This window comes from Thalassotalea nanhaiensis, from assembly GCF_031583575.1.
Lineage (GTDB): Bacteria > Pseudomonadota > Gammaproteobacteria > Enterobacterales > Alteromonadaceae > Thalassotalea_A > Thalassotalea_A nanhaiensis.
This window is the reverse complement of record NZ_CP134146.1, coordinates 527979-549245: the sequence shown is the minus strand read 5'-3', so window position 1 is coordinate 549245 and position 21267 is coordinate 527979. Positions and strand designations below refer to the sequence as shown.

Genomic DNA, 21267 nt, shown 5'->3' with positions numbered 1-21267 from the left:
CTTATTTACATTATTCTTTTTCATCTAAGAATGCATTAAATGCCGACGATTCCAGAGCATGCGACCATAAAAAGCCTTGCGCTGAATTACAGCCAAGTTCTTTCAATAAACTTGAGATATCTTCTGACTCAACCCCTTCTGCTACACTTTTAATTCCTAGGCGCTTGGCAATATCTATAATGGCGGTAACAATTGCTAAGTCATCGTCATTTGAAGCCATGCCCTTAACGAATTCAAAATCTATTTTGATTGAATCTATATTTAACTTTTTAATATAAGCCAAATTTGAATAGCCTTTACCAAAATCATCAATAGCCAGTTTTATACCCGCAGCTGCCAGCATATTAATATTAGCTCTTTGCACATCATTCTGCTCGATGAGCACATTCTCAGTGATTTCTAATTCTAAATGTGACTCTGACAGACCGTGTCGGCCTAAAAGCTGTAACACTGACTTAGTAAAGTCCGGCGAATTAAATTGTATTGGTGATAGATTGACCGCTATGACTAAATCTTTATAGCCGCGCTTATGCCAATAAACACACTCTTTAATTGATTGCTCAAGTACCCAAAAACCCAATTCCTTAATTAACCCTGATTTCTCTGCTAAAGGAATGAATTGGTTTGGTGTTATTTGCCCCATAGTTGGATGCCACCAACGTAATAACGCTTCTGCACCAATAACTTCTTTTGTGACCAAATCCAGTTTTGGTTGAAAGTGAACTTTAAATGATTCATCACGCAGAGCTTTACGCAACTCTTCTAACAAGATGAATTCTGTTTCCGTTTTCTCGATCATTTTGTCGGTTATTAAACAGATCTGATTTCGACCTGCACTTTTTGCTTCATATAACGCTATGTCCGCATATTTTAATGCGGTATCAAAATCTTCAGCATCTGTTGGTGCTATGGTTACACCGATAGAGCAACATGCAGATAAATGGCAATCATTAATGGTTAGTGGCTCACTAACAGTACGAGAGATAGTTTCAGATATCTTTTTAACTTCTGCTGTTGTAGAGGCAGAATTAAGTAAAATAATGAATTCATCTCCCCCTAGGCGATACAAAGAACCGATACCGGCAAGTTTACCTGCCATTCTTGTTGAGATGATTTTTAGAAATTTATCACCTACATGATGTCCTAAAGTATCGTTTATATTTTTGAAGTCATCTAAGTCGACAAAGAGCAACGCCAGTGAAGTGTTATCATCTTTAGCCGCAACGACTAGTTCTTTGAACTTACTTTCAGCTACTACTCTATTAGGCAATCCCGTTAACGCATCCTGGTGGACTAGTTTTTGAATTTCACGTTTCGACTTTTCAACTTTCTCGTTTTCTTTAACCAATTTGTTGATTAATTCTTTTATGTTTTGTGCGGCGAAATAACTGCAAATAAATATCACTAATAAAATTAAGTTAATGATAGCGGCTGACTGGAGATCTATTTGTGGTGCGTTGTTTGTATAAAGTCCATATTGATTCGCATAGCCGTTAGCAAATATTACTATGCTGATTATCGAAAATATAATTGTTACAAGTTTAGTTGAGCCAAGTAATGTCGCAAAAATTAATACCATTGGATATACAAATAAAACCTCATCACGCATACCACCGTATGACCACATCAATACGGTAGCCAAACAAGTGTGGCCAAATAGCAAAATGCCTGTTGCCGTTTTAGGATGCTTTTTATAGAGGGAAAGAAAGCTTGCAGCAATTGCCACAAAAACAAGAAACAACGCCCCTGCCAAACCATAAGCAGCATTACTTAGTTGAATAATGAATGCGATTAACAATGCGACTTGGGAGACAAGAAACACTTGGAAAGACTTTTCACGATAAAAGCCAGTTGCAATCAAAGTATTGGATAAGTCGCCAAATAGTTTTAGAGATATAGAAGTCATGAGAAGCTTATAATTTTTATTATTTTGCTTACTAAATTAGCACAAAACTCAGTCATTAAAGTAGATAATTATTCAACATTTTAAAAAACCTATTAATATCAATAGTTAGCACATTTATCGATGTACGAAACTGAACACCAAAAAACTGGAGCTTAATCTCCTACCGTAAACAGGAACTTGAATGTCAAATTTTGAACATAAAAAAGCGGCTCCCTAAGGAACCGCTTTCAGATAGTACAATTAGCTTAATTTTTATAAGTTAGTAGCTTTAGTGATTACATCAACTAAAGTCCATCTTTAGTAAGTCAAGAGCAGACTTTGAAGCTTGAAGGTGCCAATACATTCATCGAATGTGCATTTCAAAGCTATATATTTTAGACATAAAAAAACGGCTCCCTAAGGAGGCGCTTTTAGGTAGTACAATTAGCTTAGCTTTTATAAGTTAGTAGCTTTAGTGATTACATCAACTAAAGTCCATTTTTAGTAAGTTAAGAGCAGACTTTGAAACTTGAAGGTGCCAACACATTCATCGAATGTGCATTTCACAACTATATACTTTGGACAAAAAAAAGCGGCTCCCTAAGGAACCGCTTTTAGATAGTACAATTAGCTTAATTTTTATAAGTTAGTAGCTTTAGTGATTACATCAACTAAAGTCCATCTTTAGTAAGTTAAGAGCAGACTTTGAAGCTTGAAGGTGCAAATACATTCATCGAATGTGCATTTCACAACTATATATTTTGGACAAAAAAAGCGGCTCCCTAAGGAACCGCTTTTAGATAGTACAATTAGCTTAAAAAATTAAGCTTTAGTGATTACATCAACTAAAGTCCAGTTTTTAGACTTTGAGATTGGTGCACATTCACGAATTGTTACTACATCACCTTCGTTACATACGTTAGCTTCATCATGCGCTTTCAACTTAGTTGAACGGATCATGAATTTACCGTAGATAGGGTGTTTAACACGACGCTCAATCAGAACAGTGATAGACTTTTCCATCTTGTTACTGATAACGCGACCTTGTAGAGTACGAATAGATTCGCTCATTATGATGCTGCCTTTTCAGTTAGAATTGTCTTTACACGTGCGATATCGCGACGTACGTTACGTAGCAAATGAGTTTGAGCTAACTGACCAGTGCTTGCTTGCATGCGATAGTTAAACTGTTCGCGCAATAAACCTAGTAATTCAGCATTAAGCTCTTCAATGCTTTTATCTTTAAGTTCAGTAGCTTTCATTACATTACCGTCCTAGTTACGAAAGTAGTTTTGAAAGGGATTTTAGCTGCTGCAAGCTCGAAAGCTTCGCGTGCTAATTCTTCCGGAACACCTTCCATTTCATAAAGAACACGTCCTGGTTGAATCTGACATACCCAGTATTCAACACTACCTTTACCTTTACCCATACGAACCTCAAGAGGTTTTTTGGTAATTGGCTTGTCAGGGAAAACTCGAATCCAAATTTTACCTTGACGTTTAACGTGACGTGTCATTGCACGACGTGCTGCTTCGATTTGACGAGCAGTCATACGTCCGCGTGCTACAGCTTTTAAGCCATAAGTACCGAAGCTAACTGAGCTACCAGTGTGCGCTAGGCCACGGTTGCGTAGTTTAAATTGCTTACGGAATTTAGTACGTTTTGGTTGTAACATTACTTATTTCCTTACTTACTGCTCTTGCGCTTGCCTTTACCTTTAGGTTTAGCCGCTGGTTGTTCTGCCACTAGTGGCATTTTACCAATTACTTCACCTTTAAAGATCCAGACTTTAACACCGATAACACCATATGTAGTGTCACCACGAGCTGTTGCGTAATCAATGTCAGCACGTAATGTATGTAAAGGTACACGACCTTCACGATACCATTCTGCACGTGCGATGTCAGCGCCGCCTAAACGACCACTTACTTGAACTTTGATACCCTTAGCACCTAAACGCATAGCGTTTTGTACTGCACGTTTCATTGCACGACGGAACATAACACGACGCTCTAACTGACTAGCGATGCCGTCAGCTACAAGTTGCGCATCCATTTCTGGCTTACGAACTTCAGCGATGTTGATTTGTGCCGGTACACCTGCGATTTGAGAAACTTTCTTACGTAATTTCTCAACGTCTTCGCCTTTCTTACCAATTACAACACCTGGACGGGCTGTATGGATAGTAACGCGGATTGACTTCGCTGGACGCTCAATAACAATCTTCGATAATGATGCACGCTTTAATTCTTCAGTAAGGAATGCACGAACTTCGTGATCGCCCTTAATGTTAGCTGCATATTCTTTGCTGCTTGCATACCAAGTAGACGCGAAAGGCTTAGTGATACCTAGGCGAATACCGGTAGGATGTACTTTCTGACCCATACTAATATCTCCTAGTGATCAGCTACAATCACAGTAATGTGACTGGTGCGCTTAAGGATACGATCCGCGCGACCTTTCGCACGAGGTTTAATACGTTTCATTGTTGGACCATCGTCAACCATAATGGTTTTAACGAATAATTCATCAATGTCTGCACCTTCATTGTGCTCAGCATTTGCGATAGCTGAATCAAGAACTTTCTTTACTAAATCTGCAGCAGACTTGTTGCTGTAGTTTAATATTTCAAGAGCTTTTTCAACTTGCAATCCGCGAATTTGGTCTACAACCAAACGTGCTTTTTGTGCTGAACCACGGGCAAATTTATGTTTAGCGATAGCTTCCATCTTATTTCCCCTTATCTTTTCTTCGCTTTCTTATCAGCGACATGACCGCGATAAGTACGAGTAGGTGCAAATTCACCCAGTTTGTGTCCGATCATTTCATCGGTAACAAATACTGGAACGTGTTGACGGCCATTATGGACAGCGATGGTCAATCCGATCATGTTAGGTATGATCATTGAACGACGGGACCAAGTCTTAATTGGTTTTTTATTCCCGCTTTCCAAAGCTTTCTCTACCTTCGTCAACAAGTGTAGGTCGATAAATGGACCTTTCTTGAGAGAACGTGGCATGGTAATTCCTCTTTAATTACTTAATTAGTACTACTTAGTACGACGACGTACGATAAATTTATCAGTACGTTTGTTTTTACGAGTCTTGTAACCCTTAGTTGGTACACCCCAAGGTGATACCGGGTGACGACCGCCTGAAGTTTTACCTTCACCACCACCGTGTGGGTGATCAACTGGGTTCATGGCAACACCACGAACAGTTGGTCTAACACCACGCCAGCGTGTAGCACCTGCTTTACCCAAAGAGCGAAGCATGTGTTCAGCGTTGCCGATTTCACCTAAAGTTGCGCGACAATCAGCTAAGAATTTACGCATTTCGCCAGAGCGAAGACGTAAAGTCACGTATTGGCCGTCTTTTGCAACTAATTGTGCATAAGTACCAGCTGAACGTGCGATTTGTGCACCTTTACCAGGTTTAAGTTCGATTGCATGGATTACGCTACCAAGAGGTACATTACGAAGTGGTAATGTGTTACCTGCTTTGATAGGTGCGTCAACACCAGACTGGATCGTATCACCAGCGCTCACACCTTTAGGTGCAAGAATGTATTTACGCTCACCATCTGCATAAAGTACAAGTGCAATGTTTGCACTACGGTTTGGATCATATTCCAAACGCTCAACTTTTGCAGGGATGCCATCTTTATTGCGTTTAAAGTCAATAACGCGGTAATGATGCTTGTGACCACCACCAACGTGACGAACTGTAATACGACCAGTATTGTTACGACCACCAGACTTAGAGTTTTTCTCTAATAGAGGAGCGTAAGGCTTACCTTTGTGCAATTCCGAGTTAACCACTTTAACAACGTGGCGACGACCCGGAGAAGTAGGTTTACATTTTACAATAGCCATTATAATCTCCTATTGCTCTGCGCCAACGAAATCGATGTCGCTGCCTTCTTTAAGAGTAACGTAAGCTTTTTTCCAGTCGCTTCTGCGACCAAAACGTGCGCCGGTACGTTTAACTTTACCCTTAACATTTAAAGTGCGAACACCAGTTACTTCAACTTCAAAAAGTTTTTCAACTGCTGCTTTGATTTCTGCTTTATTAGCATCTGTAGCTACTTTGAAAACAACAGTGTTGTTTAACTCAGCAGACATAGTTGCTTTTTCAGAAATGTTAGGTGCCATGATCACCTTCAACAAACGTTCTTCGTTTATCATGCTAACATCTCCTCAATTTGCTTAACCGCATCAGCAGTAACTAATACTTTTTCGAAACCAACAAGGCTTACAGGATCAATACCAGCTACGTCACGAACGTCAACTTTATATAAGTTGCGAGCTGATAAGAATAAATTCTCGTCAACTTCTTTCGTTACGATTAAAACGTCTTTTAATTCAAGACCTTTTAACTTGGCAACTAATTCTTTAGTCTTAGGTGTTTCTACCGCAAAGTTCTCAACCACAACTAGACGTTCTTGACGTACTAATTCTGAAAGGATGCTTTGAATCGCACCACGATACATTTTACGGTTAACTTTTTGGCTGTGATCTTGTGGCTTAGCAGCGAATGTTACGCCACCTGTACGCCAGATTGGACCACGAGTTGTACCAGCACGTGCACGGCCAGTACCTTTTTGACGCCATGGCTTCTTGCCACCGCCGCTAACTTCTGAACGAGTCAGTTGAGCACGAGTACCTTGACGAGCACCTGCTGCATATGCAACAACTACTTGGTGTACTAGGGCTTCATTGAACTCACGTCCAAAGGTAGCTTCAGAAACTTCAAGAGCGCCTGACGCGTCTTTAATTGCTAATTCCATCACTAATCTCCTGGACGTTAGGCTTTAACAGCTGGTTTAACGATTACGTTGCCATTTACTGCACCCGGAACCGCACCTTTAATAAGGAGCAAGTTACGTTCAGCGTCAACGCGAACCAATTCAAGGTTTTGAGTAGTAACTTTCTCAGCACCCATGTGACCAGACATCTTTTTGCCTTTCCAAACGCGACCAGGTGTTTGACACTGGCCGATAGAACCGTTAGAACGGTGAGAGATAGAGTTACCGTGAGTTGCATCTTGCATGCTGAAATTCCAGCGCTTGATACCACCTTGGAAACCTTTACCTTTCGAAGTACCGGTAACGTCTACTAATTTGGTTTCATTGAATAACTCAACAGTGATGTCACTGCCAGCTTCAATACCTTCACCTTCGCCATCTGATAAGCGGAATTCCCAGCAGCCACGGCCAGCTGTAACACCTGCTTTAGCAAAATGACCTGCTAAAGGCTTAGTAACACGGCTAGCTTTACGGCTGCCAGTTGTTACTTGTAAACCACGATAACCATCGTTTTCAAGAGTTTTCACTTGAGCAACGCGGTTAGCTTCAACTTCTACGACTGTAACTGGTACAGAAACGCCATCTTCAGTGAAGATACGTGTCATACCAACTTTACGTCCGACTAAACCAATAGTCATAGTTAAATCCCCTTATTAACCCAAGCTGATCTGAACGTCAACACCAGCTGCTAAATCTAAACGCATTAATGCGTCTACAGTTTTCTCAGTAGGTTCAACGATATCAATCATACGCTTGTGAGTACGGATTTCGTACTGATCACGAGCATCTTTGTTTACGTGTGGAGAAATCAAGATCGTAAAACGCTCTTTACGTGTAGGAAGTGGAATAGGACCACGAACCTGAGCACCAGTGCGCTTTGCAGTATCTACGATTTCAGCTGTTGATTGATCAATCAGACGATGATCGAACGCTTTCAAACGAATGCGAATTCTTTGATTTGACATTTATCAAATCCCCAATATAAAAAGAACGAACAAAGTACGGCTCATCACCTACGTTTTGGTGTAGGGGAGCGTACTGCTATATATACATTCAACTCCAAATCGGAGTTGCTGTCGGTTAGATTTCAAAAGGCCTGTAGCCAAATGCACCTAACAAAATTACTTACCCATATAGGACAAGTCGGCGTATTATACAGAATTGGGCAATTGATGCAAGTATAAATTATGAGCTACGCCTTAGAAAATTGTAGCTATATTGTTAACTAATTTAATCATCAAAGTTTATATGCCTGTTTTCTATGAAAATCACTCTTTAGAACATGGTTTAGAATTGTTCAAACTATCAAAACCAGAATGATATTGAGTTTGTTTTCCTATCTCCATATTTATTAACAATGTAAGTTTTTAGATAAGTTTTATGGCATAATGCTCGATTCTCAAAATTTCAGGCTGACCGGAACCAATATTTTGGTTTAAAGGTGGCAACAGGATGTAAGATGAAACAAATTGAAGTTCGTGGTGCTCGCACTCATAACTTAAAAAATATCGACTTAGATATCCCGCGCGATAAACTCATTGTTATAACCGGCCTATCCGGTTCGGGTAAATCATCTTTAGCTTTCGATACTCTTTATGCTGAAGGTCAACGTCGTTATGTTGAATCTCTTTCTTCTTATGCCCGTCAATTTTTATCCCTAATGGAAAAGCCTGATGTCGATCATATAGAGGGCTTATCGCCAGCTATTTCTATCGAACAAAAATCTACCTCGCATAACCCTCGTTCAACCGTAGGTACTATCACAGAAATTTATGATTATTTGCGTTTAATGTTTGCCCGCGTGGGAGAGCCTCGTTGCCCTACTCACCATGAACCTCTCGCTGCACAAACTATTAGTCAAATGGTTGATAATGTTTTATCCCTTGAAGAGGGTACTAAGGTGATGTTGTTGGCTCCGGTGGTTCAGGACAGAAAAGGCGAACATATAAAGTTATTAGATAACTTGGCCGCACAAGGCTACATCCGTGCTCGTATAGATGGCGATGTTTGTGATTTGTCTGATCCTCCAACCTTGGACCTACATAAAAAGCATACTATTGAAGTGGTTGTTGACCGTTTAAAAGTGCGCGAAGATATTCAAACACGTTTGGCAGAGTCTTTTGAAACAGCGTTATCACTAACTGATGGTATTGCTGCGATTGCTTTTATGGATGAGCCTGAAAAAGAAGAGCTACTATTTTCTGCTAACTTTGCCTGTCCGCAATGTGGTTACAGCATGCAAAAGCCTGAGCCAAAACTATTTTCATTCAACAACCCTGCAGGGGCATGTCAAACCTGTGATGGTTTAGGGAATAAACAATTTTTCGATCAACATCGTGTGATTGCTAATGATGAACTTAGCCTGGCTGGTGGCGCTATCCGTGGTTGGGATAAGCGTAACTTTTACTATTTCCAAATGCTTAGCTCTTTAGCTGAACATTATAAATTTGACCTAAACCAGCCTTTTAAAGAATTAGAACAAGGTATCCAGCACATAATCTTACTTGGCAGTGGTCGTCAAGATATTGAATTCAAATACATGAACGACCGCGGCGACATCGTTAAACGCAAGCATCCTTTTGAAGGCATCTTGGTGAATATGGATAGGCGCTACCGCGAAACAGAATCAAATGCAGTAAGAGAAGAGCTGGCTAAATACTTAAATAACCAAGCATGTCCAAGTTGTGACGGCAGCCGATTGCGTTTGGAAGCGCGTAATGTATTTGTTGATAATAAAACCATCGATGAAGTTGTTGAGTATTCGATTGCTCAAGCTGCCGGATTTTTTCAGCAGCTAGAGTTAACTGGCCAACGTGGCCAGATTGCCGAAAAAATATTAAAAGAAATTAATGACCGTTTAGGCTTCTTGGTTAATGTTGGTTTAAATTACTTAACGCTTTCAAGAAGTGCCGATACATTATCTGGTGGTGAAGCACAGCGCATTCGTTTAGCTTCGCAAATCGGCGCGGGCCTGGTAGGCGTAATGTACGTACTCGATGAACCTTCTATAGGCTTGCATCAACGCGATAATGAGCGCTTACTAAAAACTTTAATTCATCTACGTGACTTAGGTAATACCGTAATTGTGGTAGAGCATGATGAAGATGCCATTAAAGAAGCCGATCATGTAATTGATATAGGCCCTGGTGCAGGTGTACATGGCGGACAAGTTATTGCCGAAGGAACCATTGATGACATTTTAGCTAGTGACGATTCTTTAACGGGCAAATATTTATCCGGTGCGCTTAAGATTGAAATCCCTAAAAAACGCACACCGTTTGAACAAGACAAAGTTATTGAGCTTACTGGCGCTACGGGGAACAACTTAAAAAATGTTGATTTAACCATTCCTTTAGGCTTGATGACGTGTGTTACCGGTGTGTCAGGCTCGGGTAAATCGACACTAATTAATGACACACTATATAAGATTTCTCATATCGAATTGAACCGTGCCACGTTAGATGAACCAGCGCCTTATAAAACCATTACTGGTTTAGATAAGCTCGATAAAGTAATCGATATTGATCAAAGTCCGATAGGTCGAACGCCTCGCTCTAATCCAGCAACCTATACAGGAATATTCACCGCTATTCGCGACATTTTTTCTGCAACACAAGAATCTCGCTCTCGCGGTTATAAACCTGGCCGCTTTAGCTTCAACGTTAAAGGCGGTCGTTGTGAAGCATGTCAGGGTGACGGTGTTATAAAAGTTGAGATGCACTTTTTACCGGATGTTTATGTGCCATGTGACATTTGTAAAGGCAAACGTTATAACCGTGAGACCTTAGAAATTCGCTATAAAGGCAAAAACATTCATGAAGTTTTGGATATGACTATCGAAGATGGTTTTGAATTCTTCAATGCCATTCCTGCTGTGAAGCGCAAGCTGCAAACGTTAGTTGATGTTGGGCTTTCTTACATTAAGCTTGGTCAGTCGGCTACAACCTTGTCAGGTGGTGAAGCTCAACGGGTAAAACTCTCAAAAGAACTGTCAAAACGAGATACCGGTCAAACGCTTTATATACTTGATGAACCAACAACAGGTTTGCATTTTCATGACATTAAGCAATTAATGCACGTATTACATCGCCTGCGTGATCATGGCAATACGGTGGTCATTATCGAGCATAACTTGGATGTGATTAAAACCGCTGACTGGATTGTTGATTTAGGACCCGAAGGTGGCTCCGGTGGTGGACAAATACTTGTTACTGGCACGCCGGAAGTTGTTGCTGAGCATAAAGAGTCACATACAGCTAGATTCTTAAAACCTTTATTGAATTAACAATAAAGCCTTCTTAAACAATAACAATTTAAGGTCGCTGTTGCGGCCTTTTTTATATTCAACAACTGCGGAATTCTAAAGAACGGCCAAGGCGATTTGCATTGATTCATCCCATTTACAAATCTATTGCCATCCCAAAACCAAACCCTCCCTTTGCGCCATCCATGGCACGGGAGGATAAGCACTTCCTTGTGCAAAAAAAGCGGGCTAATTAGCCCGCTTTTTAAATGGTTTAATATAAACCGTTATTCTTTACCATCTCTCGCAGCATCGGCGATTGATGCAATCTGAGTCTTCGAACCAAAGTTCTCACGTAATCTTTGGAACATGATGAAGAAGATTGGAACAAATATACAACCAACAATTGTAGCTGATAACATACCACCAAATACCGTTTGCCCCATCACGTTACGAGAAGCAGCACCAGCACCTGAAGCTATCATCAGAGGCACAACACCTAAGATGAATGCAAATGCTGTCATTGCTACGGCGCGCATACGAAGTTTAGCAGCCTGTATACCAGCCTCTAAAATTGACATGCCTTTCTCTTCACGTAAAACCTTGGCAAATTCAACAATCAATATCGCGTTACGAGCAGCCATACCAATCATTAAGACTAAACCAATTTGAGTATAAATATTTAACGTTCCGCCCATCATGCTTACCAAGAACAATGCACCAAATAGTGCTGTTGGTACACAAAGTATGATAGCAAACGGTGTCATCCAAGATTCATACTGTGCTACTAGGAACAAGTATGTAAACAAAATAGCTAAGGCGAAAAGGAAAATGATACCGCCGCCAGTTTCAACTTCTTGATACGTTTGCCCCGTCCAGTCAAAAGAATATCCATCAGGTAATGTTTTAGCTACTTCTTTTACTGCATTAATTGCATCACCAGATGAATAACCTGGAGCCGCCGCGGCCATAAGCTGGGTAGCATTGTATAAGTTATAACGGGCTGATACATCTGCACCAATAGCTGGTTTAAATTCTGCAAACGAAGAGAATTTAATTAATTTTCCAGTATCACTAGCAACATACAATGTATTTAGATCTGATTCATCATCCCTAAACTGGCCGTCAGACATAATATTAACCTGATAGTTTTTACCAAATTTAGTGAAGTCATTGACGTATTTTTTACCAAACATAGTCGACAAGGTTGAGTTAATTGCTGTTGGCTGAATGCCTAACTTCATTGCTAACTCATAATCAATATCTAGGTACAGTTGTGGAACATTCGCGGTATAAGTAGAAAATGCAAAAGCAATTTCAGGTCGAGCCATCAAGTCCATAGAAAACTTTTGCAATACTGGTGCAAGTGACTCTGTTGAACGGCCCATAGTATCTTGTAAAACAATACTCAAACCCGATGATGTACCCATACCAGGAATTGCAGGAGTGGTAATTGCCAAGCCTTTGATTTCTTTGTTTGCTGCAAGTAAACCGCGAGTTTGGGCAAGTACAGACATTAACGATAATTCAGGTGTTTTACGTAAAGACCAATCATCCAATGAAACAATAAGCATTGCCGAGTTAGTCGCCAGAGCTCCTTTAAGCATACTAAAACCTGATGCCGAAACTACACGGGCAACACCCGGAATCGCTTCTATTTGTCGTGTCATTTCGTTTACTTGTTCAATAGTACGTTCTAATGTTGCCGCTTCAGGTAACGACACATCAACGATAAAGTTACCTTTATCTTCTTCAGGAATGAAACCAGTTGGCATGGTTTTACCCAAATAGCCAATATAGGCAAGTAGTGCGACAAAAATGACCATGGTTAGCATTAAGCGACGACCAAGGAAGTCAACTAACCAACCATATTTTTCACGGGTAACATCAACAAAACGGTTAAACCAACCTAAAGGCCCTTTAGTTGCAAGTGGTTTTACCTGCATCAAAGTTGCACAAAGAGCAGGTGTTAATGTTAAAGCAACAACTGTCGATAGAACTGTTGAGGCTACAATTGCAACACCAAATTGTGCGTAAAGGATACCAACCATACCTGGTGCTAGTGACACTGGTACAAATACCGCCATTAATACCAATGCTGATGCGATTAGCGGTGCGGTCACTTCTTTCATCGCCTTAGATGTAGCTTCTTTCGCCGGTAAATGCTCTTCATGCATCAACCGTTCTACGTTTTCTATTACCACGATGGCGGCATCAACAACGATACCAATTGCCAAGATCAAGCCAAACATAGAAATAGTATTAATATCCATGCCCATCATTTGGAATACCAAGAATGTGGCTACAAGTGAAACAGGAATTGCGATTAAAGGAATAATCGTAGCGCGCCAGTTTTGTAAGAACATGAACGTAATAATTGCTACCAGTATTAATGCTTCAAATAAAGTTTTATAAACCTCATTCATCGATGCTGAAATAAAGGTTGTTGAGTCAAAGGCAATATCGTATTCAACATCGTCAGGAAACGACTCAGAAATTTCTTTCATTGCTGCTTTAACATCATTTGCTACAACAATTGCATTAGCACCTGGTGCTTGATACGCAATAAGAAGTGGAGAAGGCTTGTCGCTCCAACTTGCTTGTGCCATATATGCTTTTGAGCCTAATTCAATGCGAGCGATATCCTTCAGGCGAATATCACTGCCATCAGGCATTACACGTACAACAATTTCTCCGAATTCATCAACATTTTTCAAACGACCTTTCGTCTTGATAGTGTATTGAAATGTTGTCCCTTCTGGGTTTGGTGACTCACCAATTTTACCAGCAGAAATTGTCGCGTTTTGAGCAGCAACAGCATTGCTTACTTCAGTATCGGTAATACCAAAGCCTGCCATTTTTTCATTATCAATCCAAATTCGTAATGAGTAATCTTTTTGACCTAGTAATTTCAGTTCACCAACACCGTCTACACGAAGCAATTGATCTAAAATATTCAGTGTCATGTAATTCGATAAAAACACATCGTCATAAGTATTGTTTGGTGAATACAAGCTTACAGAAACCAACATTGATGGTGATGATTTTTGTACCGTCACACCCAATTGCTTAACGATTCCGGGTAATTTAGGCAACGCCTTATTTACTCGGTTCTGTACTAAAGATTGTGCGCGATCAGGATCAGTACCAATAGCGAATGTAACACGACCAATATAGGTACCATCATTAGCTGATTTAGTATCCATATAAATCATGTTCTCAACACCGTTGATATCTTGCTCTAATACAGAGGCAACGGTATCACGAATAGTGTTGTGATCGGCACCAGGGAAAGTAGCCGTGATCATAATAGTAGGTGGTGTTACTGTTGGGTATAATGACACAGGCATTTTCAGCATGGTCAAAATACCGGTCAACGTCATTACAATAGAAAGTACTATTGCAAATTTGGGACGATTTATGAAAAATTCAATCATGAGTTAACCCCTTATTCTTCAACTGGATTAACGGCTTGACCAACTTTTGCTTTTAAGATGCCAGAAACAATAACTTTTTCGCCATCTTGCAAACCATCTTCAACAATCCAGTTCACACCATAACGTTTGCCAAGTTTAACAACTCGTTTAGCTACGATATTATCTTTGCCTACTACGTAGACAAATCTACCTAATTGATCTTCCATTACCGCCATTTGTGGGATGTAATGGAAATCTTTCGCTTTGCCAGCTGTAGCAACAAGAGTTACATTTTGACCACCAAGCAATAGGCCGTCTGGGTTAGGGAATAAAACACGATAAGTAACCGTACCTGCGCTAATTTCACTACCGATAAAGTTAATGGTGCCGGTATGGTTGTACATTGATCCATCGGCAAGTTCTAACTCTATTGTATCTGGAATAACTTCCTGATTTTTCAGTTTTTTAGCTACAGATTTAAAATGTTCTTTTTCGCCAATTTGGGTATAAACCTCAATTTGGCCATTAGCTACGATATCAACAATTGGCCCTTGTGCTGTACCAACCAAATCACCAACATCAAACTTAGTAATACCAACTACACCTTCAATAGGCGCCGGTACTTTACTTTTATGAAGAGATAATTGTGCCTGTACCAATGACGCTTTTGCTGCAGCAAGTGCGGCTTCAGCTACATCACGGTTTACCTTAATTTGCTCAGCATCCAATTTACTCATCGCATTGCTGCCAGCTAAGCCTTTCGACATTTCATACTTAACTTCAGCTAATGCAAGACCGGCTTCTGCTTGTTTCAAGTTCGATTGTTGTCGAAGGACTTCTGCTTCAAATGGTTGTGAATCAATTTCAAACATGATTTGACCACGTTTAATATTTTGACCTTCTTTAATGTGAACCTTAGTGATGACACCAGAAACTTGAGGAATAACTGAAACTTTAGACAGTGCAGCTGTTTTACCAGCATAACGTTCTGAAATTGTTAATTTTTCTGGCTTAATTACTTGTACACCAACCTCAGGGGCTGGAGCGGCAGCTGGAGCTGCTTGTTGTTGCTCACCACAACCTGTAATCATTAGCATCATTAATGCTGAAGTACCTAAAACTTTGAAGCGCATTATTATCTCCTGCGAACTCTAAATTATTTTTTAACTCGATTAATATATCAATAACTAAGCAAAACAAATGATCCAAAGGGCAACTGGATGTTATCAGTAAACGCACTTACTTATAACATCAAGATCTATTATATGACGTTTTGGTATATGGATTAATTATTTATTCTAATTTTATAGTAGTTCAAAAATGGGGAATTAAAATTTTATTAACAAATAAAATTATAATTTTTTACATGGAAATAGAGATTATTTTTCTTTGTTTGCAAGGAGTTAGGGAAACTCCTTGCAAAAAAGAAAGAAAAGTTAGATGCGAGCAGCCAATTCTGCGCCTTGACGAATTGCTCGTTTTGCATCAAGTTCGGCAGCAACATCTGCCCCACCAATTAAATGAACGCTTTGATTTCGATCAACTAATTGTTCAAAAAGCGTCCTGTTCGGTGTTTGGCCAGCACAGACAATAATGTTATCAAGTTCAATATTTTGCTCTTTGCCATTAACAATAAAAAACAATTTATTACCTTCAATTTTAGAGTATTCAACGCCAGGGATCATATTAACCCCCTGATTTTTCAGTGTACTTCTATGGATCCAACCCGTGGTTTTTCCTAAGCCCGCGCCAACTTTGGTTGTTTTACGCTGCATTAAATGTATTTCACGCTCAGATTTAGTATGAGTATGTTCGGCTATTAACGCCCCACCCTGTTGGTATGATTTATCTATACCCCATTCTTTTAACCACTCTTGTGGCTTATTAGTTAGTGAATCTTCTTCAGCTAAAAACTCAGCAACGTCAAAGCCAATACCGCCAGCACCGATTATTGCAACTCGCTTACCTACTGGCTTGCGATCGCGTAATACGTCAAGGTAACTGAGCACCATAGGGTTATCAATACCTTCGATAGGTGGTGTACGCGGTGAAATACCTGTGGCGACAACAACATCATCGAAACCTTTTTCAACTAACGTTTCAGCTGTTTGATGGCTATTAAGAGTGACCTTCACCTTCAATAGTTCAAGTTGTTTAGTAAAATAACGTAACGTTTCGTAAAACTCTTCTTTACCTGGAATTTGTTTAGCAAAATTAAATTGTCCGCCAATCTCACTTGCGGCATCAAACAGCTCAACCTTATGACCTCGTTCAGCGGCATAACAACTAAATGCTAATCCTGCAGGACCCGCGCCAATTACAGCGATAGATTTTGATTGTTTAGTTTTATCAAACGTTAATTCTGTTTCATAACACGCTTGCGGATTAACTAAACAAGATGCTCGTTGTTGTTTAAATACATGATCTAAGCACGCTTGGTTACAACCAATACAAGTATTTATTTCATCGGCTTTATTTTCTGCAGCTTTATTAACGAAGTCAGCATCGGCTAAAAATGGTCTTGCCATTGAAACCATATCTGATTGCCCAGAAGCTAATATATCTTCTGCAACTTCAGGTGTATTAATACGGTTAGTTGAAACCAATGGAATGTTGACCTCGCCCATCATTCGCTCGGTAACCCAAGCAAATGCAGCCCTTGGAACGCTGGTAGCAATTGTAGGTACTCTGGCCTCATGCCAACCAATACCTGTATTGATAATAGTGGCTCCTGCTGCTTCAATAGCTTTAGCCATGGTAATAACTTCTTCCCATGTATTGCCACCTTCAACAAGATCGAGCATAGATAAACGGAAAATAATAATAAACTTTTCTCCGACTCGTTCACGCGTTGCTTTTACAGCTTCAACACCTAAACGCATACGGTTTTCAATGCTTCCCCCCCAAGCATCTGTTCGATGATTGGTGCGCTTACAGCTGAATTGATTAATTAAATAACCTTCCGAGCCCATAATTTCAACACCATCATAGCCAGCGTCTTGGGCTAGTTTTGATGATTTGGCAAAATCTTTAATGGTTTTCCAAATTTGGCGTTCAGATAATTGCTTAGGCTTAAATGGATTAATTGGCGCTTTTATATTACTGGCTGATACTGAAAACGGGTGAAAACCATAACGACCGGTATGCAATAACTGTAAGCAAATTTTTGTCGGGTACTTATGTACTGCTGCTGTTACTGCTTTATGCTTTTTAACATGCCACCATTTACTCAACTCACCGCCGAACGGTGAAACACGACCGCGAAAGTTAGGGCTGATGCCTCCAGTCACTATTAGGCCAACGCCACCTTTTGCTCTTGCTTCATAAAAAGCCGCAAGTTTAGAAAATCCATTTTTTTCCTCTTCAAGGCCAGTATGCATTGAGCCCATTAGTACTCTGTTGCTTAATTGGGTGAAACCTAAATCTAAAGGAGATAGTAAATGTGGATATGGATTGTTATCGTTTTTTGTATTTGTTGTCATACCGAACCTGAGGTCTTACCAGTGTAATAATTCCCCTATTAACACAAATTATTTAGCCAATGTAAACACTTGTTTGAAAATAATTGAATATAATATTGCCGTTAAGGGTAAACAAAATGTGCAACCGCTACGATTACCGGAAGTGTCACAACAGTACGCAAAATAAAAATAACAAATAAATCTAATATGTTAACTGGGATCTTGGTACCTAATAGCATCGCGCCAACCTCAGAAAGATAAACTAATTGTGTTATTGATAAAGCAGCAACAACAAACCGGGTAAATTCCGACTCTACGCCGGCAATTAAAATGGCTGGTAAAAACATATCTGCAAAACCAATAACAACTGATTTAGCAGCCGTTGCAGCTTCAGGTACTTGCAAAAGTTCTAAGTAAGGAACAAATGGCATGCCTAAATAATCAAATATTGGCGTATATTCTGCACAGATAAGCGCAATGGTACCTATTCCCATAACCACAGGTATCACGATAAAAAGCATTTCTAACGCATTCTGAATACCATCGGCAATTACACTTGAAAAACTTTTAATCTGCGCTGCCCGCATTAATGCTGATTTAAAGCCATGACTGAAAACATTATCACCTTCAGGGATTTTATGGGCATCGGGATCTGGCAAGGTGCCATCTATGTAAAGATCCTTTTTAAATACTAATGGCGGTAGGCGTGGAACAATTAATGCGGCAACAAAGCCTGCTAAACACACTGCAAAATAAAAGGGAATGAACATGTGTGCCAAACCAACTTCAGCAATGACAATTAAACTAAAGGTAATTGAAACAGCTGAAAATGTGGTGCCAACGACAGCGGCCTCTTTTTGTGTATAAATTTTTTGTTCATATTGTTTATTGGTAAGTAGCACTCCAACGGTACCATCACCTAGCCATGAAGTGGTACAGTCAATGGCAGATCGCCCAGGTAGGTTAAACAGAGGGCGCATTACCTTGCTAAATAAAGTGCCAATAAACTCAAGTAAACCAAAGTTAAGTAATAATGGTAATAACAAACCAGCAAAAATAAACATGGCGAATAAAATCGGCATTAAGTCATTAAGCAATAGACCACCAGTATTTCCATTCCAAACTATTTCAGGGCCTACTTTGGTATACACAATAATTGCAAAGGCTGCGCCGAGTGAGCGAATAACCAACCAAATGGGGGTAACAATAAACAGGCTACCAACTAATGAGTCGGGATGAATACTTTTAGGACGAAAAATACTGACAATGAGGCTCAAAATTGCACTGATAAGAATTAACAAACACACAGCTTCGCTGGCAAAATCAGACATTGCGTTTTCTAATATCTTTGCCAGAACGGCAACAGGAATACTGGTTTTCCCATCATATTCAAGCGGGAAGAGGAACAACCCAAGGCCAAGCAATGAAGGCAAAATAAACATTAATTTATTGCGCGTGGTTATTATTTCTTTCATATTTTTCTTTTCTTTCTTATCAAGAAATCACATTTACTTATGCAAGATGCATTCAAAACTATGGCACAAATTAATAAATCTGCACGTTTTTCGATGCTAATACACCTTATATAAGAAAATTTAACTATGATTTACTAGACAAAAGAATAACTAACGCTAAACTCTGCGCTCTAATATTTAAATACGATTGGAAAGGTACCTATAAACATGTTCAGTCACATACACCCAGACAATTATCAAGCTCAACTTGATGAGAAAGAAACTGCTATGTCGGCTCTGTTTGCTCCGTTTGGAGTACCAAAGGCAGAAGTGTTTACTTCTGAACCTTTGAACTACCGATTACGCGCTGAATTTAGGGTGTGGCATGAAGGTGATGATCTGTATTACATCATGTTTAATAAAGAAACTCGTGAAAAGTATCGGGTTGATCACTTCCCTGTAGCCAGTCAACTTATTAACGATGCAATGAAAGCGCTATTGGACAACATTCGAGATAATGAAATATTACGTCGTAAGTTATTCCAAGTTGATTTTCTCTCAACGCTTAGTGGCGAGTTGTTAGTTAGTTTGCTCTATCATAAGCAACTGGACGATGAATGGCATGAGCAAGCACAGCAATTAAAAACAGCTCTATCAACAATAGCCCCTGTTGATATTATTGGTCGCGCTCGTAAACTAAAAATTGTATTAGATAAAGAGTATGTTACTGAAGTACTGAACGTTAAAGGTAAGCAATTAAAATACCAACAAGTGGAAAACAGTTTTACCCAGCCTAACGGTGGTGTGAATGAAAAAATGCTTGCTTGGGCTAGCGATGCAACGACAAATGCCAAGGGTGACTTAGTTGAGCTTTACTGTGGTAACGGTAATTTTAGTATTGCCTTAGCGCCAAATTTTGACAAAGTGTTGGCCACCGAAATATCTAAAAGCTCAGTGCATTCTGCTCAAGTTAATATCAAAGCCAATAATATTGAAAATTTAGATATTATTAGAATGTCGAGTGAAGAGTTTAGCCAAGCGATGAATGGTGAACGTGAATTTCGTCGCCTACAGGGCTTTGACTTGAGTAAGTATAATTACGATACCGTTTTAGTCGATCCACCTAGAGCAGGAATGGATGATGCATCGTGTGAGCTGGTATCTCGATTTAAAAAGATTATCTATATTTCTTGTAACCCGCATACGTTACATGACAATTTAGAAATCCTTTGTAAAACTCACAAAGTGGATAATTTTGCCCTGTTTGACCAATTTCCTTATACCGATCATATTGAATGCGGTGTAATTTTAACCCGTAAATAGTTCCTTTCTATGTTCAAACAAGCCCTAACCTTTTGGGCTTGTTGCTCTTGAACTTAAATCTAAAGCACCACGAGCGATAATTCTAAGTTGCTTTATCATACGATCAGCCAGTACTGCTTTTTCTTCGGCGCTGGCATCAAGTGCTTCTGCTCCGGTACTGAATACAATAGTTACCGCAGCATTTGCTTGTAAGTAACTAGTTTCGGCATCTAATTTATTCGCTTTTTGTAAATAGTCACAAAGTTCCATAGTAAAATATCGGATCTCACGACTAACTGCAGCCCTAAACTCAGGTGATGTACCAGAACGTTCGCGCAGTAATAATCTAAATTCATTGCCATTTGATTCAATAAACTCCATAAAAGTCTTAACTGAAATTTGTATAACTGAACCGCCTTTTTCAATACGCTGCCGCGCTTGACGCATTAATTGTCTCAAGGTTAAACCTGATTCATCAACGAGAGTTAAACCTAGCTCATCCATATCATTAAAATGACGATAAAAAGATGTTGCGGCAAGACCCGCCTCCTTAGCGACTTCCCGTAAGCTTAAATTTGAAAAACTGCGTTCAGCACTTAATTGATTTAACGCAGCATCGATTAATAACCTTCGAGTTTTCTCTTTTTGTTGAGCTCTAATTCCAGACATAGTTTGCTGATTTCTAATGAGATTAAGTTTT

General features: G+C 39.6%; 19 protein-coding genes. 2 read left to right on the top strand and 17 right to left on the bottom strand.

Going from position 1 to position 21267, the window contains the following annotated elements; translation table 11 throughout:
* Positions 1-10: 10 nt before the first annotated feature.
* The 12 genes from RI845_RS02550 to rpsJ all read right to left on the bottom strand — a co-directional run bounded on the left by RI845_RS02550 (position 11) and on the right by rpsJ (position 7656).
* Positions 11-1906, bottom strand: coding sequence for a putative bifunctional diguanylate cyclase/phosphodiesterase (locus RI845_RS02550; protein ID WP_348388189.1), 1896 nt, complete (start codon positions 1904-1906; stop codon positions 11-13).
* Between the two features lie 801 nt (positions 1907-2707).
* On the bottom strand, positions 2708-2956 hold the full coding sequence (gene rpsQ / locus RI845_RS02545; RefSeq protein WP_348388188.1) for a 30S ribosomal protein S17: 249 nt from the start codon (positions 2954-2956) through the stop codon (positions 2708-2710).
* Entirely contained in the window at positions 2956-3147 is a 192-nt protein-coding gene (gene rpmC, locus RI845_RS02540) for a 50S ribosomal protein L29 (protein WP_033078134.1), read from the bottom strand. The genes rpsQ and rpmC overlap by 1 nt, the downstream gene beginning before the upstream one ends.
* Positions 3147-3560 carry a 50S ribosomal protein L16 gene (rplP, locus tag RI845_RS02535; protein WP_348388187.1) on the bottom strand — a complete coding sequence of 138 codons (414 nt, stop codon included), beginning with the start codon at positions 3558-3560 and terminating at the stop codon, positions 3147-3149. The genes rpmC and rplP overlap by 1 nt, the downstream gene beginning before the upstream one ends.
* Before the next feature lie 11 nt (positions 3561-3571).
* Positions 3572-4270 carry a 30S ribosomal protein S3 gene (gene rpsC / locus RI845_RS02530; protein ID WP_348388186.1) on the bottom strand — a complete coding sequence of 233 codons (699 nt, stop codon included), beginning with the start codon at positions 4268-4270 and terminating at the stop codon, positions 3572-3574.
* An 11-nt stretch (positions 4271-4281) separates the two neighbouring features.
* The gene (gene rplV / locus RI845_RS02525; protein WP_348388185.1) at positions 4282-4614 is read right to left on the bottom strand and encodes a 50S ribosomal protein L22; all 333 of its coding nucleotides are present in this window, start codon (positions 4612-4614) and stop codon (positions 4282-4284) included.
* Between the two features lie 11 nt (positions 4615-4625).
* Positions 4626-4904, bottom strand: a complete 279-nt coding sequence (gene rpsS, locus RI845_RS02520) for a 30S ribosomal protein S19 (RefSeq protein ID WP_033078130.1) — start codon at positions 4902-4904, stop codon at positions 4626-4628.
* Positions 4905-4934: 30 nt separating this feature from the next.
* Positions 4935-5759, bottom strand: a complete 825-nt coding sequence (rplB, locus tag RI845_RS02515; protein WP_348388184.1) for a 50S ribosomal protein L2 — start codon at positions 5757-5759, stop codon at positions 4935-4937.
* Positions 5760-5768: 9 nt separating this feature from the next.
* A complete protein-coding gene (rplW, locus tag RI845_RS02510; protein WP_348388183.1) occupies positions 5769-6071 on the bottom strand; it encodes a 50S ribosomal protein L23 in 303 nt (100 codons plus the stop codon).
* On the bottom strand, positions 6068-6673 hold the full coding sequence (gene rplD / locus RI845_RS02505; protein ID WP_348388182.1) for a 50S ribosomal protein L4: 606 nt from the start codon (positions 6671-6673) through the stop codon (positions 6068-6070). The genes rplW and rplD overlap by 4 nt, the downstream gene beginning before the upstream one ends.
* Before the next feature lie 17 nt (positions 6674-6690).
* A complete protein-coding gene (rplC, locus tag RI845_RS02500; RefSeq protein WP_348388181.1) occupies positions 6691-7329 on the bottom strand; it encodes a 50S ribosomal protein L3 in 639 nt (212 codons plus the stop codon).
* Between the two features lie 15 nt (positions 7330-7344).
* A complete protein-coding gene (gene rpsJ, locus RI845_RS02495) occupies positions 7345-7656 on the bottom strand; it encodes a 30S ribosomal protein S10 (protein ID WP_118958508.1) in 312 nt (103 codons plus the stop codon).
* A 494-nt stretch (positions 7657-8150) separates the two neighbouring features.
* Between rpsJ and uvrA the strand changes: the two genes are divergently transcribed.
* Positions 8151-10976, top strand: a complete 2826-nt coding sequence (uvrA, locus tag RI845_RS02490) for an excinuclease ABC subunit UvrA (protein WP_348388180.1) — start codon at positions 8151-8153, stop codon at positions 10974-10976.
* Between the two features lie 245 nt (positions 10977-11221).
* Here the strand turns inward: uvrA and RI845_RS02485 are convergent, their stop codons facing one another.
* The 4 genes from RI845_RS02485 to RI845_RS02470 form a co-directional block, all read right to left on the bottom strand.
* Entirely contained in the window at positions 11222-14371 is a 3150-nt protein-coding gene (locus tag RI845_RS02485) for an efflux RND transporter permease subunit (RefSeq protein WP_348388179.1), read from the bottom strand.
* Positions 14372-14382: 11 nt separating this feature from the next.
* Entirely contained in the window at positions 14383-15483 is a 1101-nt protein-coding gene (locus RI845_RS02480; RefSeq protein ID WP_348388178.1) for an efflux RND transporter periplasmic adaptor subunit, read from the bottom strand.
* Between the two features lie 303 nt (positions 15484-15786).
* On the bottom strand, positions 15787-17832 hold the full coding sequence (locus RI845_RS02475; RefSeq protein ID WP_348388177.1) for an NADPH-dependent 2,4-dienoyl-CoA reductase: 2046 nt from the start codon (positions 17830-17832) through the stop codon (positions 15787-15789).
* A 101-nt stretch (positions 17833-17933) separates the two neighbouring features.
* Positions 17934-19286, bottom strand: coding sequence for a YjiH family protein (locus RI845_RS02470; RefSeq protein ID WP_348388176.1), 1353 nt, complete (start codon positions 19284-19286; stop codon positions 17934-17936).
* A 207-nt stretch (positions 19287-19493) separates the two neighbouring features.
* On the opposite strand from RI845_RS02470, the gene trmA reads away from it, so the two are divergent.
* Entirely contained in the window at positions 19494-20588 is a 1095-nt protein-coding gene (gene trmA / locus RI845_RS02465; RefSeq protein ID WP_348388175.1) for a tRNA (uridine(54)-C5)-methyltransferase TrmA, read from the top strand.
* Positions 20589-20612: 24 nt separating this feature from the next.
* On the opposite strand, the gene fabR is transcribed toward trmA, so the two are convergent.
* Entirely contained in the window at positions 20613-21236 is a 624-nt protein-coding gene (gene fabR, locus RI845_RS02460) for an HTH-type transcriptional repressor FabR (protein WP_348388174.1), read from the bottom strand.
* Positions 21237-21267 lie beyond the last annotated feature (31 nt).